Source organism: Alphaproteobacteria bacterium (assembly GCA_020638555.1).
Classification (GTDB): domain Bacteria; phylum Pseudomonadota; class Alphaproteobacteria; order Bin95; family Bin95; genus JACKII01.
In genome coordinates this window covers 48,218-68,498 of sequence record JACKII010000008.1, presented here as the reverse complement: position 1 = coordinate 68,498, position 20,281 = coordinate 48,218, and the positions used below count along the sequence as shown (strand labels likewise).

Here is a 20,281-nt window from a genome sequence, read left to right as displayed (position 1 = left end):
CTCAGCCTTCCAGCACGGAGCGGATGGCGGCCTCGTCCACATGACCGTGCTCGCCGATCACCACGAGCCGGGTTTCGCGTGGCTCGCCCGCATGCCATGGCCGGTCGTATTGGTGGCGGACCCGCGCACCGACCCCTTGCACCAGACAGCGCATGGGCTTGCCCGCGACCGCGGCGAAACCCTTGACCCGCAGGATACGCTGGTCCCGCGCCAGCCGCGCAATCCGAGCCGCCAGATCGGCCGGATCGGCGATTTCGCCCATCCCGATCACCAGGGTGTCAAAATCGTCGTGCTCGTGGTCGTCCTGGCCGTCGTGCAATGAGGGGCGGGCGGCCAGATCGTCTTCCGCCGCGACCCCCAGCCCAAGCAGGATCTCGGGGTCCGCGACCCCTTCGACGACCGGGATCACAGAGATTGGGCGTGGCGCAGCCGCCAGAACCGTCGCCCGCGCCGCCTCCAGGCCCGCGGCCCCCGCGAGATCCGGTTTGGTCAGCAACACCAAGTCGGCGCAGGCGATCTGGTCCTGGAACACCTCCGAAAGCGGCGTTTCGTGGTCGATACTGCCGTCGGCCTCGCGCTGCGCCTCCACCGCCGCCACATCCGAGGCAAACCGGCCTGTCGCCACGGCCTCGGCATCGGCAAGCGCGATCACGCCGTCCACGATGATGCGGGAGCGGATTTCCGGCCAATCGAACGCCTTCAGCAGCGGTTTCGGCAGCGCCAGGCCCGAGGTTTCGATCAGGATATGATCCGGCCTCGGCTTCAGATTCAGCAGCGCCTCGACGGTCGGGATGAAATCGTCGGCCACGGTGCAGCAAATGCAACCATTGGCCAGTTCGACGATGTTCTCGGCGGGACAGTCCGGAATCGCGCAGGCTTTGAGGATATCGCCATCCACGCCGACGGAGCCGAACTCGTTGACCACCACGGCAAGCCGCCGGCCGCCGGCATTGCGGATCAGGTGGCTGATCAGCGTGGTTTTGCCCGCACCCAGGAATCCGGTGACCACGGTAACGGGCACTTTCGCAATGTCACTCATCGGGAACCTCGACAGGGGGAATCCGGGCGATGCAGTTTCGGCGGAAATGCTCGGGGCGCCGGCGCCAGGGCACGACGCCGTCCAGCGTGTCGCGGTACAGCGCCGCCGCCTCGGCAAGGACGCTGACATGGTCCGCCGGGTTCAGATTGCCGTACACATACGTCCAGCGCCCGGCACCGCGCAGCGCGACCGTGCAGCCGCGCGAGCAGTTGGAAAGGCACGGGACCGGCACGATCCGAATGCCCTTCGGCAGGCGGTTCGCCAACCTTGACGCCAGTGCCGCGCCGGGGCGAAGCGCCTCCGGGTCAGCCTGGGATTCGGCGCGCGCGGCAGGGTTGCGGCAGGTCGTACAGACCAGCAACTCGATTTCGGATGGCAATGGATGTCTCCAAGGTGGCGGCGCCTGGCTGCAACACGCGTGTCGCAGCAGGCCCGGAAGGTGGCTCAGCCAAACGCGAAGCGTTCGGCCTGCTCCACCAGGAAGACGAGCCCGATACCCAGGCAGACCGCGGCGGCGCCGCGGGCCCGGATCAGACCTTCGGCGGTGCCGACCGCCGCGGAGGCCAGCCGCGCCACACCGGCGGCGATGGCGAATTGGACGAGCGCGAACCCTATGAGATAGGCCACGATTGGCATTGGCGCCGATCCGATCACGGCGCCGCCATAGGCCCAGCCGTGAAACAGGCCGGCGAAAGCGAAGCCGGAGAGCGCCACAGCCCCCCGCACCTGCCGCCCATGGAACAGCAGCGCGCCGAGCACGACGACGGACGCCGCCACCACCACCTCGGCCAGCGGAAACGTCACGCCGGCCAGATGCACCAAAGTGCCGGCCAGTGTTGCGCCGATGAAAACGGCAGGGCCGACAATCCGGCGGTGCGTGCCGGCCGCGGCAAGCCCGACCAGCACGATGAAAGCCAGATGATCCAGTCCGATTACGGGATGGGCCAACCCACTCAGCAGGCCGTGAAACGCCGTCTGCGGCGCTACCCCGCCCGACACATGGTGGGCAAGCGCGGGCGATGCGGCCAGAACGGCCACCAGAATCAGCAATCGTGTCATTTGTCCCTCTTACGACAAGGGGACAAGGGCAAGGATGGCGGGGAAGCAGAAAACGCGCCGACCCGTCACCGGTACACCCCGTCCGGTTTACGTGCTCTCGCGCGCTGGCAGGTCTCCCGGCTTGCGGATGTCAGAGGCTGGCCTCTGGCGGTCGCTCCTCCTTCCCAGCTCTGCGGAGCCAGTGGCTTGGAGGACCTCTCCGGTCACGGTCGCGGGGGCGGCCTAGCTTCGGGGATTGACCCCTAGCTCGTTCCCTATTCACTTGTCATGGACAAGCACCAACGCATCGAAAAAATGCGCAGCACCTGAAGATAAGTCAAGGAGCAACCGGCCCCCATGCCCGAAGATCCCGACCGCCACCGTGAGAAAATGAGGAACATCAAGGCCGCACGCGACCGCATGATGAAAGGCAAGGTTGGCGAAAAGGGCCTGCTGATCGTCCACACCGGCGCCGGCAAGGGCAAATCATCCTCCGGATTCGGCATGATCCTCCGCGCCATCGCCCACGGCATGCCGTGCGCCGTCGTCCAGTTCATCAAGGGGGCATGGGATACCGGAGAGCGGCGGCTGCTGACAGAGCATTTCGGCGACATCTGCCAGTTTCATGCGATGGGGGAAGGCTTCACCTGGGAAACCCAGGACCGCGAGCGCGATATCGCCGCCGCCGCGGCGGGCTGGTCAAAGGCCAAGGAGCTGATTCGGGACCCGTCGATCCGGATGGTCCTGCTGGACGAGATCAACATCGCGTTGCGCTATGGCTATCTCGACATCGCCGCGGTTCTGGCCTTTCTGCAGGCGGAGAAGCCACCGATGACGCACGTGGTCCTGACCGGGCGCAACGCGAAGCCCGAATTGATCGAGGCGGCCGATCTCGTGACGGAGATGACCCTGGTTAAACACCCGTTCCGCGCCGGCATCAAAGGCCAACCGGGGGTGGAATTCTAGAGCCGCCCTCCGTCTAAACCCCCGCCCGCGCAATCTGCAACAACCCGTCGCAATCCAGATGGGCCTCCAGATGATCCGCGAGCGCATTCAGCGTCGCCTCGACGCCGGCCTCATAGCCGCCGGAACCGGCCTGAACGCCCAGCCCTTGCAGGAACGCCCCGCGGAAGGCATCCGCCGCAAACAGGCCATGCAGGTAACTGCCCATCACCCGCCCGTCCGGGCTGATCGCCCCTTCCGAAACCCCGTTGGCCGAGAACAACGGCCGGGTGCGATCCGGCCCTTCGGTGCGACCGATGTGGATTTCATAGCCCGTCGCTTCCGTGCCGCTGGCGCCATGCCGCGCCCGCACCCATGTGACGTGCTTGTCCGCTTGCATGGTCGTCTCCACGTTCAGCAGGCCCAACCCCTGTACGGAGCCGGGTGGCCCTTCGACACCTTCGGGATCGGCAATGCGCATGCCCAGCATCTGATAGCCGCCGCAAAGCCCCAGCACACGAGCGCCGCGGCGCATGGCGGCCAAAAGGTCGATCTCCCAGCCCTGCTCGCGGAAAAAGGCCAGATCGGCAATGGTGGATTTCGTGCCGGGCAGCAGAATCAGATCGGCCTCCACCGGCAGCGGACGGCCCGGCGGGATGATTTCGACACGCACCCCCGGCTCCTGCCCCAGCGGGTCGAGATCGTCGAAATTGGCGATCCGGGAGAACTGTGGCACGGCAACGAGAACGGAACCGGTCCCGGCCCTCTGCCGCAGGTCGGAGGCATCCTCTGCCGGCAGTCGGTGCGCATCGGAAAACCACGGCACCAAACCGAACCCGCGCCAGCCCGTGCGCTCCGCGATGAAACGGTAGCCGTTGTCGAACAGCCGCGGGTCGCCTCGGAACTTGTTGATCAGGAAGCCGCGGATCAGCGCCGCATCCTCTGCCGCGATTACCGCCTGCGTGCCGACGATCTGTGCGATCACGCCGCCGCGGTCAATATCGCCGGCCAGCACCACCGGCACCCGGGCGGCCTGCGCAAAGCCCATATTGGCGATGTCCCCTTCGCGCAAATTGATCTCGGCCGGGCTGCCCGCGCCTTCGACCAGCACCAAATCCGCTCCGGCCTTGATCCGTGCGAAGCTGTCGAGCACGGACGCGAGAAGGTCGGGCTTCAGACGTCCGTAGTCGGCCGCGCGCACCGCAGTCAGCCGACGCCCCTGTACGATGACCTGCGCCCCGGTTTCGGATTCCGGCTTCAGCAACACGGGGTTCATGTGCACCGAAGGGTCTACCCCGCATGCCCGCGCCTGGAGAATTTGCGCGCGCCCGATCTCACCGCCTTCGATCGTGACCCCGGCATTGTTCGACATGTTCTGCGACTTGAATGGCCGGACCCGCAACCCCCGTCGGGCAAACACCCGCGCCAGCCCCGCCACCAGCAGCGACTTGCCCACGTTGGAGCCCGCCCCCTGAAGCATCAAACAAGCGGTCATGGATCCTCTCTGAAACTCATTTGGGTTTCGTCGCGTCAACGCCTCTGGACCGAGAAGATGGCCTTGCCCTCGACCACCCAGGCCATGACGGTGTCTCGCCGAAAGTTGGTTGTGGCTTAAGGGGCGGCATAGCACGACGCTGCCGAAGCGCCTTCAATTCTCTGGCGAGAAAGGGATATGCCACAGGCCGGAACCAAACACCCGAGCAAGGCTGCCAACCTGTCCAAACGACCAGGACCATCGCTCTATGGCGAACGGTGCTCCGATTGGCCAGTTGCCGAAATGAAGGACTTCGAACCTCACAAATCGCCATGCCTTTCAAGGCTTTAGAGGCGCTTCAGAGCGAGGATTTCAAAATGGCGCGCCCTCCAGGATTCGAACCCGGGACCCACGGAGTAGAAATCCGTTGCTCTATCCAACTGAGCTAAGGGCGCTGAAGTAATAAATCTAACCGATTTTTCGACTGGCGTCAGCCGCCGGGTTTAGCGGTCCCACCGGAAGTTGTCAGCATAACTCTTCGGCCGTACGACCCGGGTTTTCTCCGGCTCGACCTCGTATTCGATGCCGTGCTTCTTGGCATAGGCTTCGGCCTCTTGCGCCGTTTCGAACTGCAGGCGCACCTGCCGGTTGGTGTCGCCGCCGCCGGCCCAGCCCATCAGCGGGTCGGGATGCAGGGCGCGGGCCGCCTCGAACTCGAGCAGCCAGCGGTGGGTCTTCGCGCGCCCCTGCTGCATGGCGGTGCGCGACGGGCAGTAGATTCGGGCTTTCAGCATCGATGGGGCCAACCTTCTCAAAGATCCTGCAGAAATCGTCGTAGTCTCTATAGGCACCGGATCACGCCGCATCAAGATACCCGCCGCCGCAGCGCCCGAAATCGGACGATCAACAATGTCGCCACCAGCAAGGCGACGACCAGGCCGCCCTGGATCAGGCCCAGAACCCCCTGCCCGCCCGGAATGGCCAGCGCCCAGGAAAGACCCGTCATAACGCCCAGATAGCAAACCAGATTGATCGCCGTGGTGACCCAGCCGTCATTCAGGCCGCGCATGGCGTGGTGCACCGTCACCTGGGCCCCGTCGAACAACACGAACAGTGCGAGCCAACCGATCAGCCCGGCGGCGGCCGCTGCGGTCGCCCGGTCGTCGGTGAACGCGCCCGCCACCGTGTCGGCGAAGATCCAGGCCAGCAGGCCCAGGCCGCCCATCAAAGCGACGCTCAGGGTCAGCGCCGCCCGCAGCGCCTGGAGCGGGCTGTCCCGGTCCGACTGCTCCTTGGCCCAGGCCACCTGGATGCTGGTAGCAACCCCCACCGCCAGCGCCACCATGAATATGGTCGAGAGCACGTTGAACAGAATGGTGTAGACCGCGAGTTCCTCCTGCCCCAGCCAGCCGGCGAACACCGTCAGCGAGGCAAAGGCCGCCGACTCACCGGCCAGGCTGGCGCCGCCGGCAAAGCCGATCGACCAGATCCGCCGCCAGACATCGCGGCCCGGCCAGCGCCAGCGCGACATGCCGTAGGCCGACGCCTGGCGGTCGCGGAGCAGCAGGACGACCAGGGTTGCGAGAATGCCGAACCGGATCGCGGCGGTTCCCAACACCGCGCCCACCGCACCGAGGCCCGCGGTCTCGTCATAGACCAGCAGCAGGTTCAGCCCGAAATTCGCCACCGCGCCCAGGGCGAAAACCAGGGCGCAGGCCCGGGCGCGCCCGGTCGCCTCCAGCACGTAGAGCGTTGCGAACAACGCGAACTGCAAGGGCAGACCGATGCCGAACAGTTGCAGCAGGTGTCCACCCCCATCGGCCACCGCCGGTTCCTGCCCCAGCGCGGTCAGCAACCAAGGCCCGGCCAGCAATGCCAGGCTGCCCACGACGCCCGCGCCCAGCCCGTACAGCAGGCCGGCCCGCCAAATGTCGCCGATCTCGCCGGGCGTGTTGCGCGCGCGCGCCGCGCTGGTCTGCACCAGGCAGCCGATCAGCAGGCCCGGCGCCAGCACGTACAGCACGCTGCCGATGGCCGTCGCCGCACCCAACCACGCCAGCTGGTCGACCGCATACCGGCCGACGGCCAGGCTGTCGCCGACCGCGAGCAGATGCAGGCCGACCCGGCTGACAAAGGTGGAGAGCGTCAGCGCGGCGAGAGCGCGGAGGTGCGCGAGCATGAATTTTCCTTGCATCGGCCGCCGGTCGGCGGCCTAAAGGCGCTTATGCCGGATTTCTCGATGGAACACACGCTGATCCTGCGCCATGGCGGCCCGGTCGCCGGGGTCGACGAGGTGGGGCGCGGCCCCTGGGCCGGGCCGGTGGTGACGGCCGCGGTGGTGCTGCACCCCGACTGCCCGCCGGACCTGCTGGCGATGATCCAGGACTCGAAAGCGCTGAAACCGGCGCGCCGCGAGGCTCTGGCCGGCCTGCTGTTGCGCCATGCGGCGGTCGGGCTCGGCGCGGCTTCGGTGCCGGAAATCGACCGGATCAACATCCTGGCGGCGACCATGCTGGCGATGCAGCGCGCCGTCGCCGCCCTGCCCGATGCGCCCACCGCCGTGTTGATCGACGGCAATCGCGCCCCGACCCTGCCCTGCCCTTCGGAGACCGTGGTCAAGGGGGATGCCCGCTGCCTGTCCATCGCCGCCGCCTCCATCGTCGCCAAGGTGGCGCGCGACCGGTTGATGGCCCGGCTGGCGGAGCGCTACCCCGCCTATGGCTGGGAGCGGAATGCGGGCTACGGCACCAAGGCCCACCGCGAGGGCCTGCAACAGGCCGGTGTGACGCCGCATCACCGCCGCTCGTTCGCCCCGATCCGGGCCATGCTGAGTCAACTTGGCCATTGACGGCGAATCGCTCACGAATCAGAGTGCGAATCCAGAGTCACCCCAAGGAACAAGCTGACTGTGGATTTTCCCCGCGACCGACTGCTGATCGGCGACAGTATAGAAACCCTGCGGCAGGTGCCGAGCAAGAGTATCGACCTGGTGTTCGCCGACCCGCCCTATAACCTGCAATTGCGGGGCGAATTGTATCGCCCCAACAACAGCAAGGTCGATGGCGTGACCGAGGACTGGGACAAGTTCGATTCCCTCGGCACCTACGATGCGTTTACCCGCACCTGGCTGGCCGAAGCCAAGCGGGTGCTGAAGCCCTCGGGCTCGATCTGGGTGATCGGCAGCTATCACAACATCTATCGCCTGGGCGCGGCGTTGCAGGATCTGGGCTTCTGGGTGCTGAACGAAGTGGTCTGGCGCAAGACGAACCCGATGCCGAATTTCCGTGGCACCCGCTTCACCAACGCGCACGAAACCCTGATCTGGTGCGCGGTCGGCGAGCAGGCGCGCTACACCTTCAACTACGACGCCATGAAGGCGCTGAACGACGACCTGCAAATGCGCAGCGACTGGCTGTTGCCGATTTGCAGCGGGCCGGAACGATTGAAGGACGAGGAGGGCCACAAGGCCCACCCGACCCAGAAGCCGGAGGCGCTGCTGCACCGGGTGATCCTGGCCTCCAGCAATCCCGGCGACGTGGTGCTGGACCCGTTCTTCGGCACCGGCACCACCGGCGTGGTGGCCAAGCGGCTGGGCCGGCACTGGATCGGTATCGAGCGCGACCACACCTACGCCAAAATGGCCATGCACCGCATCCGCCAGACCGCGGTGGCCGACGATCCGAGCGTGATCGAAACGCCGTCGAAACGCTCCGAACCGCGGGTGCCGTTCGGCGCCGTGGTGGAGCGCGGCCTGCTCAACCCCGGCTCGGTGCTGACGGATGCGCGCAAGCGCTGGCGGGCCAAGGTGCGCGCCGACGGCACGTTGATCGCGGCAGAGCATCGGGGCTCGATCCACCAGGTCGGGGCCGCGGTCCAGGGGGCGCCCGCCTGCAATGGCTGGACCTTCTGGCACTTCCAGCCGAGGGAGGGCAAAGACCTCGCCCCCATCGACCTGCTGCGCCAGAAGGTGCGCGCGGAACTGTCGGCGTCGGCATAAGGAAGCACCCCCATGGCCCTGCCCCTCGATACCGGCCTCAAGATCGGCATTCAGACCATCCATCGCGAGCCCGACAACCAGTCCGGCCCCTGGCTGCCGAGGATCGACGACCTGGTCAGCTTCGTCGAGACGGTGGACCGGGCCGGGTTCGACTCGCTCTGGGTCGGCGACCATCTTTCCATGCCCCTGCCCTTTTTCGACCCGCTGTTGCTGCTGGCCCAGGCGGCGGTGGTGAGCCGGCGCCTGACCTTCGGCACCGGCGTTTATCTGCTGCCGCTGCGCCATCCGGGGCCGGTGGCCAAGCAGGCGGCGACGCTCGACCATCTGAGCGAGGGACGTTTCATCTTCGGACTCGGCATCGGCGGCGAGTTCCCGAAGGAATACGAGGTCGCGGGCGTGCCGATCCACGAGCGCGGCCCGCGCCTCGGCGAGAGCATGCAGGCCATGCGCGCGCTCTGGTCCGGCCAGCCCGGCACGTTCAAGGGCCAGTATTACCGGTTCGAAGACGTGTTGATGACGCCGCCGCCGCGCCAGGCCGGCGGTCCGCCGCTCTGGGTCGGCGGGCGCAAGGACGCCGCGCTGCGGCGCATGGGGCGGCTCGCCGACGGCTATCTGAGCTATGTGGTGACACCGGACATGTATGCCGCAGCCCTTGCCAAGATCGACACGGCGGCCCAGGAGGCCGGGCGTACGGTCGCGAAATTCGGCACGGGTCACCTGTTGTTCGCCCGCGTCGACGACAGCTACGAGCAGGCGCTGGACGTGGCGACCGACAGCCTGTCGAAACGCTATGCCATGGATTTCCGCAAGGCGGCCGCGCGCTATGCCGGCCTCGGCAACCCGCAGCAGGTGGCGGAGGCGATCCTGAAATTCCACGCGGCGGGCGTGCGCCACATCTCGGTCGATCTGGTCGGCCCCTATGAGCGGCGCATGGAGCAGATCGAACGTTTCGCGGCCGAGGTCATGCCGCTGGTGCGGAAGGCGGTCGCCTGACGGCCTCGCCGCCGGGCAGGCCGCCCCCTTTGCCCCCCACGCATCGCCGGGAGGCCGGCTCGGGTCGGAGCGCGGCGGCGGTTCGTTACGCTGACGCCTCCGCCAGCACCTCGCGATAGAGGCGCATGTCGATATTGCCGCCGCTCAGCACCAGGCCCACGGCCTTGCCCTGCAGCCGCTCCCGCTCCTGCAAGGCGGCGGCGAGCGGCGCCGCGCCGGCGCCCTCGGCCAGTTGGTGGCAATCGGTGTAGTAGGCGCGGATGGCGGTTTTGATCTCCGCATCGCTCACCTGGACGATGCGGGCCGCGCCGCCATTGATGATGGCCACCGCATCGGCCACCGGCACGCGGCAGGCCATGCCGTCCGCCAGGGTGTCGGCGCTGTTGGTGGAGACGGGCTCGCCGGCGGCAAAGGACAGGGCATAGGCCGCGGCCTCGGTCGAGACGACGCCCACCACCTCCGCCTTGTGGCCGAGAGCGTTGCGGGCCGCGATCATGCCGCAAATGCCAGAGCCGAGGCCGATGGGCACATAGACCACGTCCAGGTCCGGCGCGGCCGACAGGAACTCGTAGGAATAGGTGGAAACGCCGGCGATCAGCGGCGGCGCGAATGCCGGCAACAGATGCAGCTTTTCGGCTTCGGCGCGGGCAAGGCAGGCCTCGTAGCAGGCCTGGAAGTCGTGCCCTTCCTCGACCAGTTCGGCGCCATAGGCACGCATAGCGGCGTTCTTTTCCACCGAATTACCGTGGGGGATGTAGATGGTGGCGCCCAGGCCGAATTTCGCGGCGGCGAGCGCGACGCTCTGGCCGTGATTGCCGCGGGTGGCGGTGATGACGCCCGCGACCTTCGGCTGGCTGCGGCGCAGATGGTCCATGTAGACGAGGCCGCCGCGCACCTTGAACGCGCCGATAGGGGTGTGGTTCTCGTGCTTGACGACGACCCGCGTTCCCAGACGCTCGGCCAGCAGCGGCCAGGCGATTTCGGGCGTCGGTCGCATGTGCGAATGGACCAGGGTGGCCGCGGCTTCGATGGCGGCGCGATCGGGCAGGCTCATGGGCGGGGGCCTCGGTCGGCGGAGGGGCCAGGGATCGAAACGATGGCGACCCCGACAGGATTCGAACCTGTGACCTACGGATTAGGAATCCGGCGCTCTATCCTGCTGAGCTACGGGGCCGTGGGCGGGACTATAGCGGCGGGCAATCGTCGCCGCCACCGTTTAGGCGAAGTCGGGGTTGGGCTGGCCCGGAAAGCGCGGGTCGAGAAAGTCTTCCGGCATGGTGAACTCGCCTTCGCGGATCCGCTCCGGCAAGTCCTCAAAGACATCGGCCGTCCAGTCCTCGCCCCGGTCGGCCACAAGGTCGGTCACGCCCATATAGATGAGAACTTCGCTGAGCAAATCGCAGTCGACCCCGGCCTCGACGGCCTTGTCCCACGCCTCCAGGAACACTTCGAGGGCGATTTTTTTCTGCCGATCCGGGTTCAGTTGACTTTCGGCCATGGATCGCCCCTTCGCGAGCGTGGAGGGATGAAAGTTGCTATATGGGGAACATTAGGCGGATTCGAAGGTGCGTCACAGGGAAAATGGCCGAATTCCTTCCCAAACCGGTCGAAAACTGGTTCCAAAACCGCGGCTGGCGCCCGCATGCGCACCAGATTTCCTTGCTGCGCGCCGCGGCTGTGGACGAAAGCGCGCTGCTGATCGCGCCCACCGGCGGCGGCAAGACATTGGCGGGATTCCTGCCCTCCATCGCCGACCTGATCCGCCGCGATCTGCCGGACGGGCTGCACACGCTCTACATTTCGCCGCTGAAGGCGCTGGCGGTGGATATCCACCGCAATCTGGAGGCCCCGCTGGCCGAAATGGGCCTCGCCATCACCGCCGAAACCCGCACCGGCGACACGCCGGCAAAAAAGCGCGCGCGCCAGAAAAGCCAGCCGCCGCACTTTCTGCTGACCACGCCGGAATCGCTGGCGCTGCTGCTGTCCTATCCGGAAGCGCCGGACCTGTTCGGCGGCTTGCGGGCGGTGATCGTCGACGAGTTGCACGCGCTGGCCGACAACAAGCGCGGCGACCTGCTGGCGCTCGGCCTGTCGCGCTTGCAGGCGCTGGCGCCGGGGCTCAGGCGGGTCGGCCTGTCGGCGACGGTGGCCGACCGGGCGGCACTGGCCCGCTGGCTGTCACCCAGCGCCGGCCGCGACGACGACGTGCGCCTGGTAATCGGGCGGGGCGGCGTGAAGCCGGACATCCGGATCATGACGCCGGAAGGGCGCATGCCCTGGTCCGGCCACATGGCGCTCTATGCCGTCGAGCCGATCTACCAGGCCCTGCGCGACCACCGCACCAGCATCGTCTTCGTCAACACCCGCGCCCAGGCGGAGTTGATCTTCCAGGCGCTCTGGCACATCAACGCGGACAATCTGCCCATCGCCCTGCACCACGGCTCGCTCTCGGCGGAGCAACGGCGCAAGGTCGAAGCCGCCATGGCGCGGGGTGCGCTGCGGGCGGTGGTGGCCACATCCTCACTGGACCTGGGCATCGACTGGGGCGATGTCGACCTGGTGTTGCAGGTGGGCGCGCCCAAGGGCGTCTCGCGGCTGTTGCAGCGGATCGGCCGGGCGAACCACCGGCTCGGCGAGCCGTCGAAGGCGATCCTGGTGCCGGCGAACCGGTTCGAACTGCTGGAGTGCCAGGCGGCGCTCGACGCCATCGAGGCCGGCCAGTTGGACGGGCCACCGCCGCAGCCGGGCGGGCTCGACGTGCTGGCGCAGCACGTGGTGGGGATGGCGTGCAGCGGGCCGTTTCACCCGGACGCGCTCTACGGAGAAGTCACACGCGCCGGCCCCTATGCCGGGCTCGACCGGCGGGATTTCGACGATGTGGTGGGCTTCGTCGCTACCGGCGGCTATGCGCTGGGCGAATACGAGCGCTACCGGCGGCTCAGGCCCGCCGGCGGCGGACGGCTGGGCATCGCCCACCAGCGCTTCGCCCGCGCCTATCGCATGAATATCGGCACCATCGTCGAGTCGCCGACCCTGAAAGTGCGGGTCGGCGGCCGCGTGGTCGGCGAGGTGGAGGAAATTTTCGTGCAGGGCCTGGTGCCCGGCGACACCTTCATGTTCGCGGGCCAGGTGCTGGAATTCCTGGGCGTGCGCGAAACGATGGTGGCGACACGGCGCGCCAGCGGCGAGGCGCCGAAAGTGCCGGCCTATGGCGGCGGCCGCCTGCCGCTCACCACGCATCTGGCCGACGGCGTGCGGGCGATCCTGGCCGATCCGCGGCGCTGGCAGGGCATGCCGGCGGACGTGCTGGAATGGCTGCGGGTGCAGCGCTGGAAAAGCGTGCTGCCGAAGCGGGACGGCCTGCTGGTCGAGACCTTCCCGCGCGGCGGCAAATACTACACCGTCGCCTATTGCTTCGAGGGCCGGAACGCGCACCAGACGCTGGGCATGCTGCTGACGCGGCGGATGCAGCGGGCCGGGCTGGGGCCGCTGGGCTTCGTCGCCACCGACTATGTGATCGCGGTCTGGTCCCTGGCCGAGCCGCGCGACCTGAAAGCCCTGTTCGCCGAGGACATGCTGGGCGACGACCTGGAAGAGTGGATGGCCGAAAGCTCGCTGTTGAAGCGCACCTTCCGCAATGTCGCCGTCATCGCCGGGCTGATCGAGCGCCGGCATCCGGGCCAGGAGAAAACCCGCAAGCAGGTGACCTTCAACGCCGACCTGATCTATGACGTGTTGCGCCGGCACGAGCCGGACCATCTGCTATTGCGCGCCACCCGGCGCGACGCCGCCCGCGGCCTGACCGATATCGGCCGGCTGGGCGAGTTGCTGGCCCGCGCCCGCGGCCGCATCGACTGGCGCCGGCTCGACCGGGTGTCGCCGCTGGCGGTGCCGGTGCTGCTGGAGGTCGGGCGGGAAAGCGTCTACGACCACGCCGCCCTCGACCAGTTGCTGCGCGAGGTGGAGGTGGAGGACGCCGACGCGCTGATTGCCGAGGCGATGGCGGGCGACGGCGACCAGGCCTTGCTGGCGCTGTGAGGCGCCGCCCCCTGCCCCACCGGTCAACAAGACGCCTTGCGTTCCCGGCCCGGGACGCGCACATGGTCACGCCATGACACAGACAGAGCCTGCGATGACCGACCTCGAAAAGACCCGCAAGCGCCTGCACTTCCGGGCGTGGCACCGGGGGACCAAGGAAAGCGACCTGATCCTGGGCCGCTTCGCCGACGCCTATCTGGCCGACATGTCGGCGGAAGAACTGGCACAGTTCGGGCAGATCCTGGACCGGATCGACCCGGAACTGATGGACTGGATCACCGGCCTGGAGCCGGTGCCGGCCAATCTGCGCTCGCCCGTGCTGGACCGGCTGCTGGCGTTCCGGCCGAGCGTATGAACGACGCGGCCGCCCTCGACCAGAAGCCGGCGCTGGACGCCCAGGCGTTTCGCCTGCCCGGCCGGCTGACGCTGGCGGGTGCGCCGGAAGGGGCCGATGCGCGCTGGCTGGCGCATGCCCTCGCCGACCCGCACATGCCGTGCGTGCTGGCGGTGGCGCTGGACGAGGAAAAGGCGCTGCGCCTGCTGGCGGGCGTGCGCTTCTTCGCGCCCAAGGCCGACACGCTGTTCCTGCCGGCGTGGGACTGCCTGCCCTACGACCGCTCCAGCCCCCAGGCCGACGTGCTGAGCGCCCGCATCGCGACGCTCGGCCGCCTGGTGGAGCGGCCGCCGCGGCTGCTGGTGACGACGGTCAACGCCCTGGTGCAGCGGGTGCCGCCGCGCGCCTTTTTCGAGAACGCCCGGTTTCAGGCGCAGAAGGGCGGACGGCTGGATCTGGAGGCGCTGACGGCCTTCCTCAACGCCAACGGCTACAACCGCACCGACACGGTGATGGAGCCGGGCGAGTACGCGGTGCGCGGCGGGCTGATCGACCTGTTCCCGCCGGCCGAGGACCAGCCGCTGCGGCTCGACCTGTTCGGCGACGAAATCGAGACCATCCGCCATTTCGATCCGCTGACGCAGCGCTCCACCGGCAATGTGAAGCGGTTCGCCATTGCGCCGGTGAACGAGTTACGCCTGACCCCGGACGCGATCGAGCGCTTCCGGGTCGGCTACCGGTCGGAATTCGGCATTCCGGGGCCGAACGACCGGCTCTATGAGAGCGTCAGCGCCGGCCGCAAGCATCCGGGCATGGAGCACTGGCTGCCGCTGTTCCACGACCGGCTCGCGACCGTGCTCGACTATCTGCCCACCGACGCCGCGCTGATCCTGGACGAACAGTTCGCCGAGGCCCAGCGCGCCCGGTTCGACACCATCGCCGACCACTTCACCGCCCGCCTGCAACTGGCCGAGACCATGGGCGCCGGCGAGGGCGGGGTCTATCGGCCCTTGCCGCCCGACCGGCTCTACATGACGCCGGAAGAATGGTTCGCGCTCGCCGACGAGCGGGCGGTGGCGACCTGGCACCGCTTCGCCGCCGACGACAGCCATGGCGGCGAGGTGTTCGACCTGGGCGCCCGCCGCGTGCGCGACTTCGCCGAGGCGCGGATCCAGGGCGATGCGGAGCTCTATGCCGCCGTCGCCGAGCGCATCCAGTTGGAGCAGAAACACGGCCGGCGCGTGCTGGTCGCGGCCTACTCCGCCGGCGCCGCCGCCCGCCTCGCCGACCTGATGCAGGACCGGGCGGGACTCGCCAGCCAGGCGGTCGAGACCGGCGTGAAACTGCCGCCGCTCGCCACCACGGTCTGGGAGTTGGAACACGGCTTCCAGGCCGACGGCCTCGTCGTGTTCAGTGAGCAGGACCTGCTGGGCGAACGCATCAGCCGCCGCCCGCGCCGGCGCCGCCGCGCCGACCAGTTCCTGACCGAGGTGAGCGAGATCGCCGAGGGCGACCTGGTCGTGCATCTCGACCATGGCATCGGCCGCTATGCCGGGCTGGAGACCGTCACCGCCGGCGGCGCGGCGCACGACTGCCTGAAGCTCCTCTATCATGACGACAACAAACTCTATGTTCCCGTTGAAAACATAGAGGTTCTGAGCCGTTACGGCAGCGATCACGGCACGGTGCAACTCGACCGGCTGGGCAGCGCCAACTGGCAGTCGCGCAAGGCGAAGCTCAAGGATCGCATCCGCGAAATGGCGGGCGAGTTGATCCAGACCGCCGCCGCCCGCGCCCTGCACCAGGCCGACGAACTGCACCCGCCGGAGGGCGCCTGGGCCGAATTCTGCGCCCGCTTCCCCCACGCCGAAACCGACGACCAGATCAAGGCCATCGACGACGTGCTGGACGACCTCGCCAGCGGCCGGCCGATGGACCGGCTGGTCTGCGGCGACGTCGGCTTCGGCAAGACCGAGGTGGCATTGCGTGCGGCCTTCCTGGCGGTGATGGAGGGCTATCAGGTCGCCGTCGTCGTGCCGACCACCCTGCTAGCCCGCCAGCATTACAAGACCTTCGCCGAGCGGTTCCAGGGCCTGCCGGTGCGGGTCGAGCAACTCTCGCGCCTCGTCACCGGCAAGCGCGCAACCGAGGTGAAGAAGGGCCTGGCCGAGGGGCAGGTGGACATCATCGTCGGCACGCACGCCCTGCTCGCCAAATCGATCCAATTCGGCCGGTTGGGCTTGTTGATCGTTGACGAAGAACAGCATTTCGGCGTCGCGCACAAGGAACGCCTGAAGAAGATGCGGGCCGACATCCACGTCCTCACCATGACGGCGACGCCGATCCCGCGCACGCTGCAACTGGCGCTCTCCGGCGTGCGGGAAATGAGCCTGATCGCAACGCCGCCGGTCGACCGGCTGGCCGTGCGCACCTTCGTGCAACCCTACGACCCGCTGGTGATCCGCGAGGCGATCCAGCGCGAACTGTTCCGCGGTGGCCAGGTGTTCTATGTCTGCCCGCGCGTGCGCCACCTGCGCCAGGTCGAGGATCAGGTGCGGGAACTTCTGCCGGAACTGAAGATCGCCGTGGCCCATGGCGGCCTGCCGGCCAAGGACCTGGAAGACGTGATGAACGGCTTCTACGACCGCCGGTTCGACATGCTGATCGCCACCAACATCATTGAAAGCGGCTTGGACATTCCCAACGCCAACACGTTGATCGTGCACCGTTCCGACATGTTCGGGCTTGGTCAGCTGTATCAGATCCGCGGGCGGATCGGCCGGGGCAAGGTGCGGGCCTATGCCTATCTGACCCTGCCCAACGACGTCACCATCACCAAGACCGCCCAGCGGCGCCTGGAGGTGATGCAGACCCTGGATCATCTGGGCGCCGGCTTCACCGTTGCCAGCCACGACCTCGACATTCGCGGCGCGGGCAATCTGCTGGGCGAGGAGCAGTCCGGCCAGATCCGCGAGGTCGGCATCGAACTGTACCAGCAGATGCTGGAGGAAGCCGTCGCCGAGGCGCGCGAAAGCGGCGATGCGAGCGACGCCGGCCCGCGCGAGGAGCGCTGGACGCCGACCATCAATATCGGCACTTCGGTCCTGATTCCGGAAAGTTATGTGCCGGAATTGAACATTCGCCTCAATCTCTACCGCCGCCTGTCGGTGCTGGACACACGCCAGGACATCGATGCGTTCGCGGCGGAGTTGGGCGACCGGTTCGGGCCGGTGCCGGACGAGGCCAAGAACCTGCTGGACGTGATCGCCATCAAGGCGCTTTGCCGCCAGGCGATGATCGAGAAGGTGGACGCCGGACCGAAGGGCGCCGTGCTCACCTTCCGCCACGACCGGTTCCCGAACCCGCAAGGGCTGGTGCAATTCCTGCAACGCCAGGACGGCAAGGCCAAGCTGCGGCCGGATCACAAGCTGGTGGTGGTGCGCGACTGGCCGAAGCCGCAAAGCCGCCTGAACGGCGTCGCGCGCCTGACCGAGACCCTGGCCAAGCTGGCGGCGCAGGCCGGCTGAATAGGTTTTTTTCCGGCTGGCTCAACAGCCCCGCTTCCCTGTCCTCGCGGAAGCGGGGACCCATGCCTGAGAGACAAATACAGAGTGTCCGTGTCCTGTGAGAAGCTCTCCGGCATGGGCTCCCGCTTGCGCGGGAGATGGGGCCGGAGTGTTGGGCAACCAGTACCGAAAGCGCGCTAGGTATTACACGGCGGGAAAGCCGGTCGCAGAGGCGGTCCTGGTCGTTTGGACAGGTTGGCAGCGTTGCCAAGGTGTATCCCGCTTGCCGATCAGGCTGCCAAAATCCCATGGAAAAATTTTGGGGTCTATCCGCTCAGCATCCGGAGAGCGCCGCTTCGAAATTGCCGGTTCATCTCCCGCAGGAAAAGGCCGAGGCGTTGCTCACCCGATATCAGGAGATCTTGCACGCCGCCGTTACCTGACCAGCCGCTTATCCGTTCTGAGCGGCCAATTGCGTGAGTGTTTGGTAGTCGACCTTGCCACTGGGCGTGCGCGGCAGGTTTTCGAGTTTGATATAGGCCATGGGCTGCATATACGGGCTCATGGTGGCCCGCGCATGGCGTTTCAATTGCGGTGTCGGATTGGCCGCCGGATCCTTCGACACGAAGACTGCCACCACTTGCTCGCCAACGAATTCGTGCGGGCGTGCGACGATGGCGACTTCCCTCACCAGGCCGCTCGCATCAAGCAGATGTTCGACCTCGTCCGGGCTGACGCGCACGCCCATCGACTTGATCTGGCGGTCGGCGCGTCCCTTGATGTACAGCCGTCCGCCGTCGTCCTTCCATCCCAGATCGCCGGTAAAGACCGCTGGCGGCGCCGGCACGCCGGGGAAACGCCAAAGTGGGTCCGGGCGGCGCGAGAGAGCGGTTTTCTCTGGGTCCCCCCAATAGCCGAGAAACACGCCGGCACCGCGGTGAACGATCTGACCGGTCTCGCCGGCGGGCAGTTCGTGGCCGCCTTCGTCCAGCACCGCAAGCCCGGCCCCTGGAATGGCAAAGCCGACGGAGTGCGGAAAGTCGCTCGCCATCGCAAGCGGCAGCGAGGCAGAGCGATAGGTCTCGGTCAGGCCATAGTTCAGGCTGAGGGCAGCGTCCGGGAACAGCGCGCGGATTTCGGGGAGCAGCGTATCCGGAATTTTGGAGCCCGTGTTGGTCAGCAGCCGAAGTGAGTCGCGGGACGTGTCAGCCAACGGCGAGACGCCGCGGATCAGGTTTGCCATAAGCGAAGGCACCATCGGAAGCACGGTCGGACGGTGCCTTGCCAGCGCCTCGCAGACATTGAACGCGCTCCGGCCGAGTGGCAGGATCTGGGTGATGCCGCGCATCAAAGTGGAGAGCAACTGCCCCCAGCCATAGTCGAACGCCCAGGGAATGGCGCAAAGGATGCGGTCATCGGCACGCAGTCCCAGCACATGGCCGACCGTATCGCATCCCCAAAGCAGGTTTGCGTGCGATTGCGTGACGCCTTTCGGCAGGCCGGTCGAGCCGGAAGTAAAAAGCACCGAGGCCGGCTCGCTCGCCAGCATCCGCGTTTGATGCCCGCTGCGGCTGCCCTTTGCCGAAGCATCGCTGGCGATCGCGGCGACCGCGAGACGCTTATCTGCAATCTCCGCCGCTTCGTAGCGTCTTTCGTCGGCCACGCAGAGGCGTGCCCCGGTCCGTGTCAGTGCAACAGTCAAATGCGAGGCCGGCGCCTCTGCATGCAGCAGCACAGGGACGCCGGCGGCGGCCAAAATGCCGAGGATAACGATGGCGACATCCGGACTGTTTTCAGCCCAAACCACACAACGCTCGCCCGGTGCGAAACCTTCGGCTGTCAGACGTGTGGCCGCAGCCGCTGCTTTGGCTTCCAGACTTGCAAACGTTTCCGTGCGCTCACCACAAAGAAAGGCAGGGCGGTTCGGCGCGTGGGCAGCGTTGGCGCAAAAACGGCTCCAAAGGTCCGCGGTCATTCGCCCTCGCTTCGCTCGGTCCTCTGCATGTTCTGCAACAGTTGTTTCGACATTGTGTAGCGGCGAATGGCAAGCGCGCCGGTGGCGCTCGCGCGCACCTTCGGAATGGGATAGCCGCAGCTCTGCATCACCGGCTCCAACGCCGGCATGATGCGTGCCACTGTGCCTTCCGGCAAGGCGCTGCGCCACCGCTCCACACGATCGGCAGCCACCCCGGACGTCTCATAGGTGCGCCAATCACCGAGCCCGACCCTGGCCATATCGCCAAAGGCCGCGCGCAACATCGTCTCCACCCCACCATCGATACCCATGAAGGCCAGCATGCGGGTCATGATGCCCTCCGGGTCGGCAACCAAATCCTCGTAGCGATAGGCGAAGCAATGGTCGGCATTGCGCTCGACAAATTCGGCCAGGGCTTGCGCGCGATCGATCCAAGCCTCGGCGAATGCATCGAACAGGCTGCCATGGCGGCGCACGAAAGGCAGCAATTCCGGCAGGAATTGGTCCATGCTGTCGCACAAATCCTTGACTGAGACGATCGTGTCCAGGGGGTGGCGTGTGACGCAGAGAAAGCGGCAATGGCCGGCCAAAAGCGGTTCGAGTTGGTCGAGGTAGAAGATGTCGGCGGCGGTCTTCTCAACCCAGACAGGCTTGTCGCCGGCGATGCGACGGTGAAAGCCGAACACCAACTCGCGGAGCTGTTGGCATACCTCGTCCGGCTCGATATCCGAAAACGCCAGGCCGGAGCGCACGCCGACAGACAGGCCCGCAACCATCGGCACTTCTTCCAGGAAGCGCCCGCAGCCGGCCAGGAGGTTCGTTTCGGGCGGACAACTGATTTGCGGATGCGCATCGAGAAGGCGCCGCAGCAACGTGGTGCCGGACCTGGGGAAACCCAGGACAACGAAACGCCGGGCTGCGGCCTTGTCTTTCAAGTCTGGCATG

Annotated in this window: 17 protein-coding genes, 2 tRNA genes and 1 riboswitch; of the genes, 7 read left to right on the top strand and 12 right to left on the bottom strand. The window is 67.1% G+C overall.

Translation table 11 applies throughout. The annotated features are described in order from the left end of the window. Window position 1 precedes the first annotated feature (1 nt). The 3 genes from cobW to H6844_20365 all read right to left on the bottom strand — a co-directional run bounded on the left by cobW (window position 2) and on the right by H6844_20365 (window position 2,098). Window positions 2-1,039: a cobalamin biosynthesis protein CobW gene (gene cobW, locus H6844_20375; protein MCB9931757.1), complete on the bottom strand. Its 1,038-nt coding sequence runs from the start codon at window positions 1,037-1,039 to the stop codon at window positions 2-4. Next, window positions 1,032-1,406: a DUF1636 domain-containing protein gene (locus tag H6844_20370; protein MCB9931756.1), complete on the bottom strand. Its 375-nt coding sequence runs from the start codon at window positions 1,404-1,406 to the stop codon at window positions 1,032-1,034. Before H6844_20370 ends, cobW begins: the two co-directional genes overlap by 8 nt. A gap of 77 nt (window positions 1,407-1,483) precedes the next feature. Beyond that, window positions 1,484-2,098 carry a HupE/UreJ family protein gene (locus tag H6844_20365; protein ID MCB9931755.1) on the bottom strand — a complete coding sequence of 205 codons (615 nt, stop codon included), beginning with the start codon at window positions 2,096-2,098 and terminating at the stop codon, window positions 1,484-1,486. Between the two features lie 88 nt (window positions 2,099-2,186). After that, window positions 2,187-2,396, bottom strand: a riboswitch (cobalamin riboswitch). A 38-nt stretch (window positions 2,397-2,434) separates the two neighbouring features. Between H6844_20365 and cobO the strand changes: the two genes are divergently transcribed. Beyond that, window positions 2,435-3,043: a cob(I)yrinic acid a,c-diamide adenosyltransferase gene (cobO, locus tag H6844_20360; protein MCB9931754.1), complete on the top strand. Its 609-nt coding sequence runs from the start codon at window positions 2,435-2,437 to the stop codon at window positions 3,041-3,043. A 13-nt stretch (window positions 3,044-3,056) separates the two neighbouring features. Here cobO and H6844_20355 read toward each other — a convergent pair whose 3' ends face one another. From H6844_20355 to H6844_20340, 4 genes are all read right to left on the bottom strand, one after another. Next, entirely contained in the window at window positions 3,057-4,514 is a 1,458-nt protein-coding gene (locus tag H6844_20355) for a cobyric acid synthase (GenBank protein MCB9931753.1), read from the bottom strand. 357 nt (window positions 4,515-4,871) lie between these two features. After that, a tRNA-Arg gene (locus H6844_20350) sits at window positions 4,872-4,948 on the bottom strand. A gap of 48 nt (window positions 4,949-4,996) precedes the next feature. Beyond that, a complete protein-coding gene (locus tag H6844_20345) occupies window positions 4,997-5,284 on the bottom strand; it encodes an ETC complex I subunit (GenBank protein MCB9931752.1) in 288 nt (95 codons plus the stop codon). A gap of 74 nt (window positions 5,285-5,358) precedes the next feature. Further along, complete coding sequence (locus H6844_20340; protein MCB9931751.1) at window positions 5,359-6,672, bottom strand: hypothetical protein; 1,314 nt, start codon at window positions 6,670-6,672, stop codon at window positions 5,359-5,361. Window positions 6,673-6,717: 45 nt separating this feature from the next. On the opposite strand from H6844_20340, the gene H6844_20335 reads away from it, so the two are divergent. From H6844_20335 to H6844_20325, 3 genes are read left to right on the top strand one after another with little or no spacing between them, the layout of a single operon-like run. Continuing rightward, entirely contained in the window at window positions 6,718-7,341 is a 624-nt protein-coding gene (locus H6844_20335) for a ribonuclease HII (GenBank protein MCB9931750.1), read from the top strand. Between the two features lie 60 nt (window positions 7,342-7,401). Beyond that, window positions 7,402-8,490, top strand: coding sequence for a site-specific DNA-methyltransferase (locus H6844_20330; protein ID MCB9931749.1), 1,089 nt, complete (start codon window positions 7,402-7,404; stop codon window positions 8,488-8,490). A gap of 12 nt (window positions 8,491-8,502) precedes the next feature. Further along, on the top strand, window positions 8,503-9,483 hold the full coding sequence (locus tag H6844_20325) for an LLM class flavin-dependent oxidoreductase (protein MCB9931748.1): 981 nt from the start codon (window positions 8,503-8,505) through the stop codon (window positions 9,481-9,483). Window positions 9,484-9,568: 85 nt separating this feature from the next. Here the strand turns inward: H6844_20325 and H6844_20320 are convergent, their stop codons facing one another. The 3 genes from H6844_20320 to H6844_20310 all read right to left on the bottom strand — a co-directional run bounded on the left by H6844_20320 (window position 9,569) and on the right by H6844_20310 (window position 10,981). Further along, window positions 9,569-10,537, bottom strand: coding sequence for a threonine dehydratase (locus H6844_20320; GenBank protein ID MCB9931747.1), 969 nt, complete (start codon window positions 10,535-10,537; stop codon window positions 9,569-9,571). Between the two features lie 43 nt (window positions 10,538-10,580). After that, a tRNA-Arg gene (locus tag H6844_20315) sits at window positions 10,581-10,657 on the bottom strand. 42 nt (window positions 10,658-10,699) lie between these two features. Next, the gene (locus tag H6844_20310; GenBank protein MCB9931746.1) at window positions 10,700-10,981 is read right to left on the bottom strand and encodes a hypothetical protein; all 282 of its coding nucleotides are present in this window, start codon (window positions 10,979-10,981) and stop codon (window positions 10,700-10,702) included. Window positions 10,982-11,064: 83 nt separating this feature from the next. Between H6844_20310 and H6844_20305 the strand changes: the two genes are divergently transcribed. The 3 genes from H6844_20305 to mfd all read left to right on the top strand — a co-directional run bounded on the left by H6844_20305 (window position 11,065) and on the right by mfd (window position 17,382). Further along, entirely contained in the window at window positions 11,065-13,521 is a 2,457-nt protein-coding gene (locus H6844_20305) for a ligase-associated DNA damage response DEXH box helicase (GenBank protein MCB9931745.1), read from the top strand. Window positions 13,522-13,594: 73 nt separating this feature from the next. After that, window positions 13,595-13,876, top strand: coding sequence for a succinate dehydrogenase assembly factor 2 (locus H6844_20300; protein ID MCB9931744.1), 282 nt, complete (start codon window positions 13,595-13,597; stop codon window positions 13,874-13,876). Beyond that, window positions 13,873-17,382, top strand: a complete 3,510-nt coding sequence (mfd, locus tag H6844_20295; protein MCB9931743.1) for a transcription-repair coupling factor — start codon at window positions 13,873-13,875, stop codon at window positions 17,380-17,382. Before H6844_20300 ends, mfd begins: the two co-directional genes overlap by 4 nt. Before the next feature lie 430 nt (window positions 17,383-17,812). Here the strand turns inward: mfd and H6844_20290 are convergent, their stop codons facing one another. Together H6844_20290 and H6844_20285 are read right to left on the bottom strand one after the other, a co-directional pair. Continuing rightward, on the bottom strand, window positions 17,813-19,336 hold the full coding sequence (locus H6844_20290; protein ID MCB9931742.1) for an AMP-binding protein: 1,524 nt from the start codon (window positions 19,334-19,336) through the stop codon (window positions 17,813-17,815). Then, window positions 19,333-20,280, bottom strand: coding sequence for a sulfotransferase (locus H6844_20285; GenBank protein MCB9931741.1), 948 nt, complete (start codon window positions 20,278-20,280; stop codon window positions 19,333-19,335). The genes H6844_20290 and H6844_20285 overlap by 4 nt, the downstream gene beginning before the upstream one ends. Window position 20,281 lies beyond the last annotated feature (1 nt).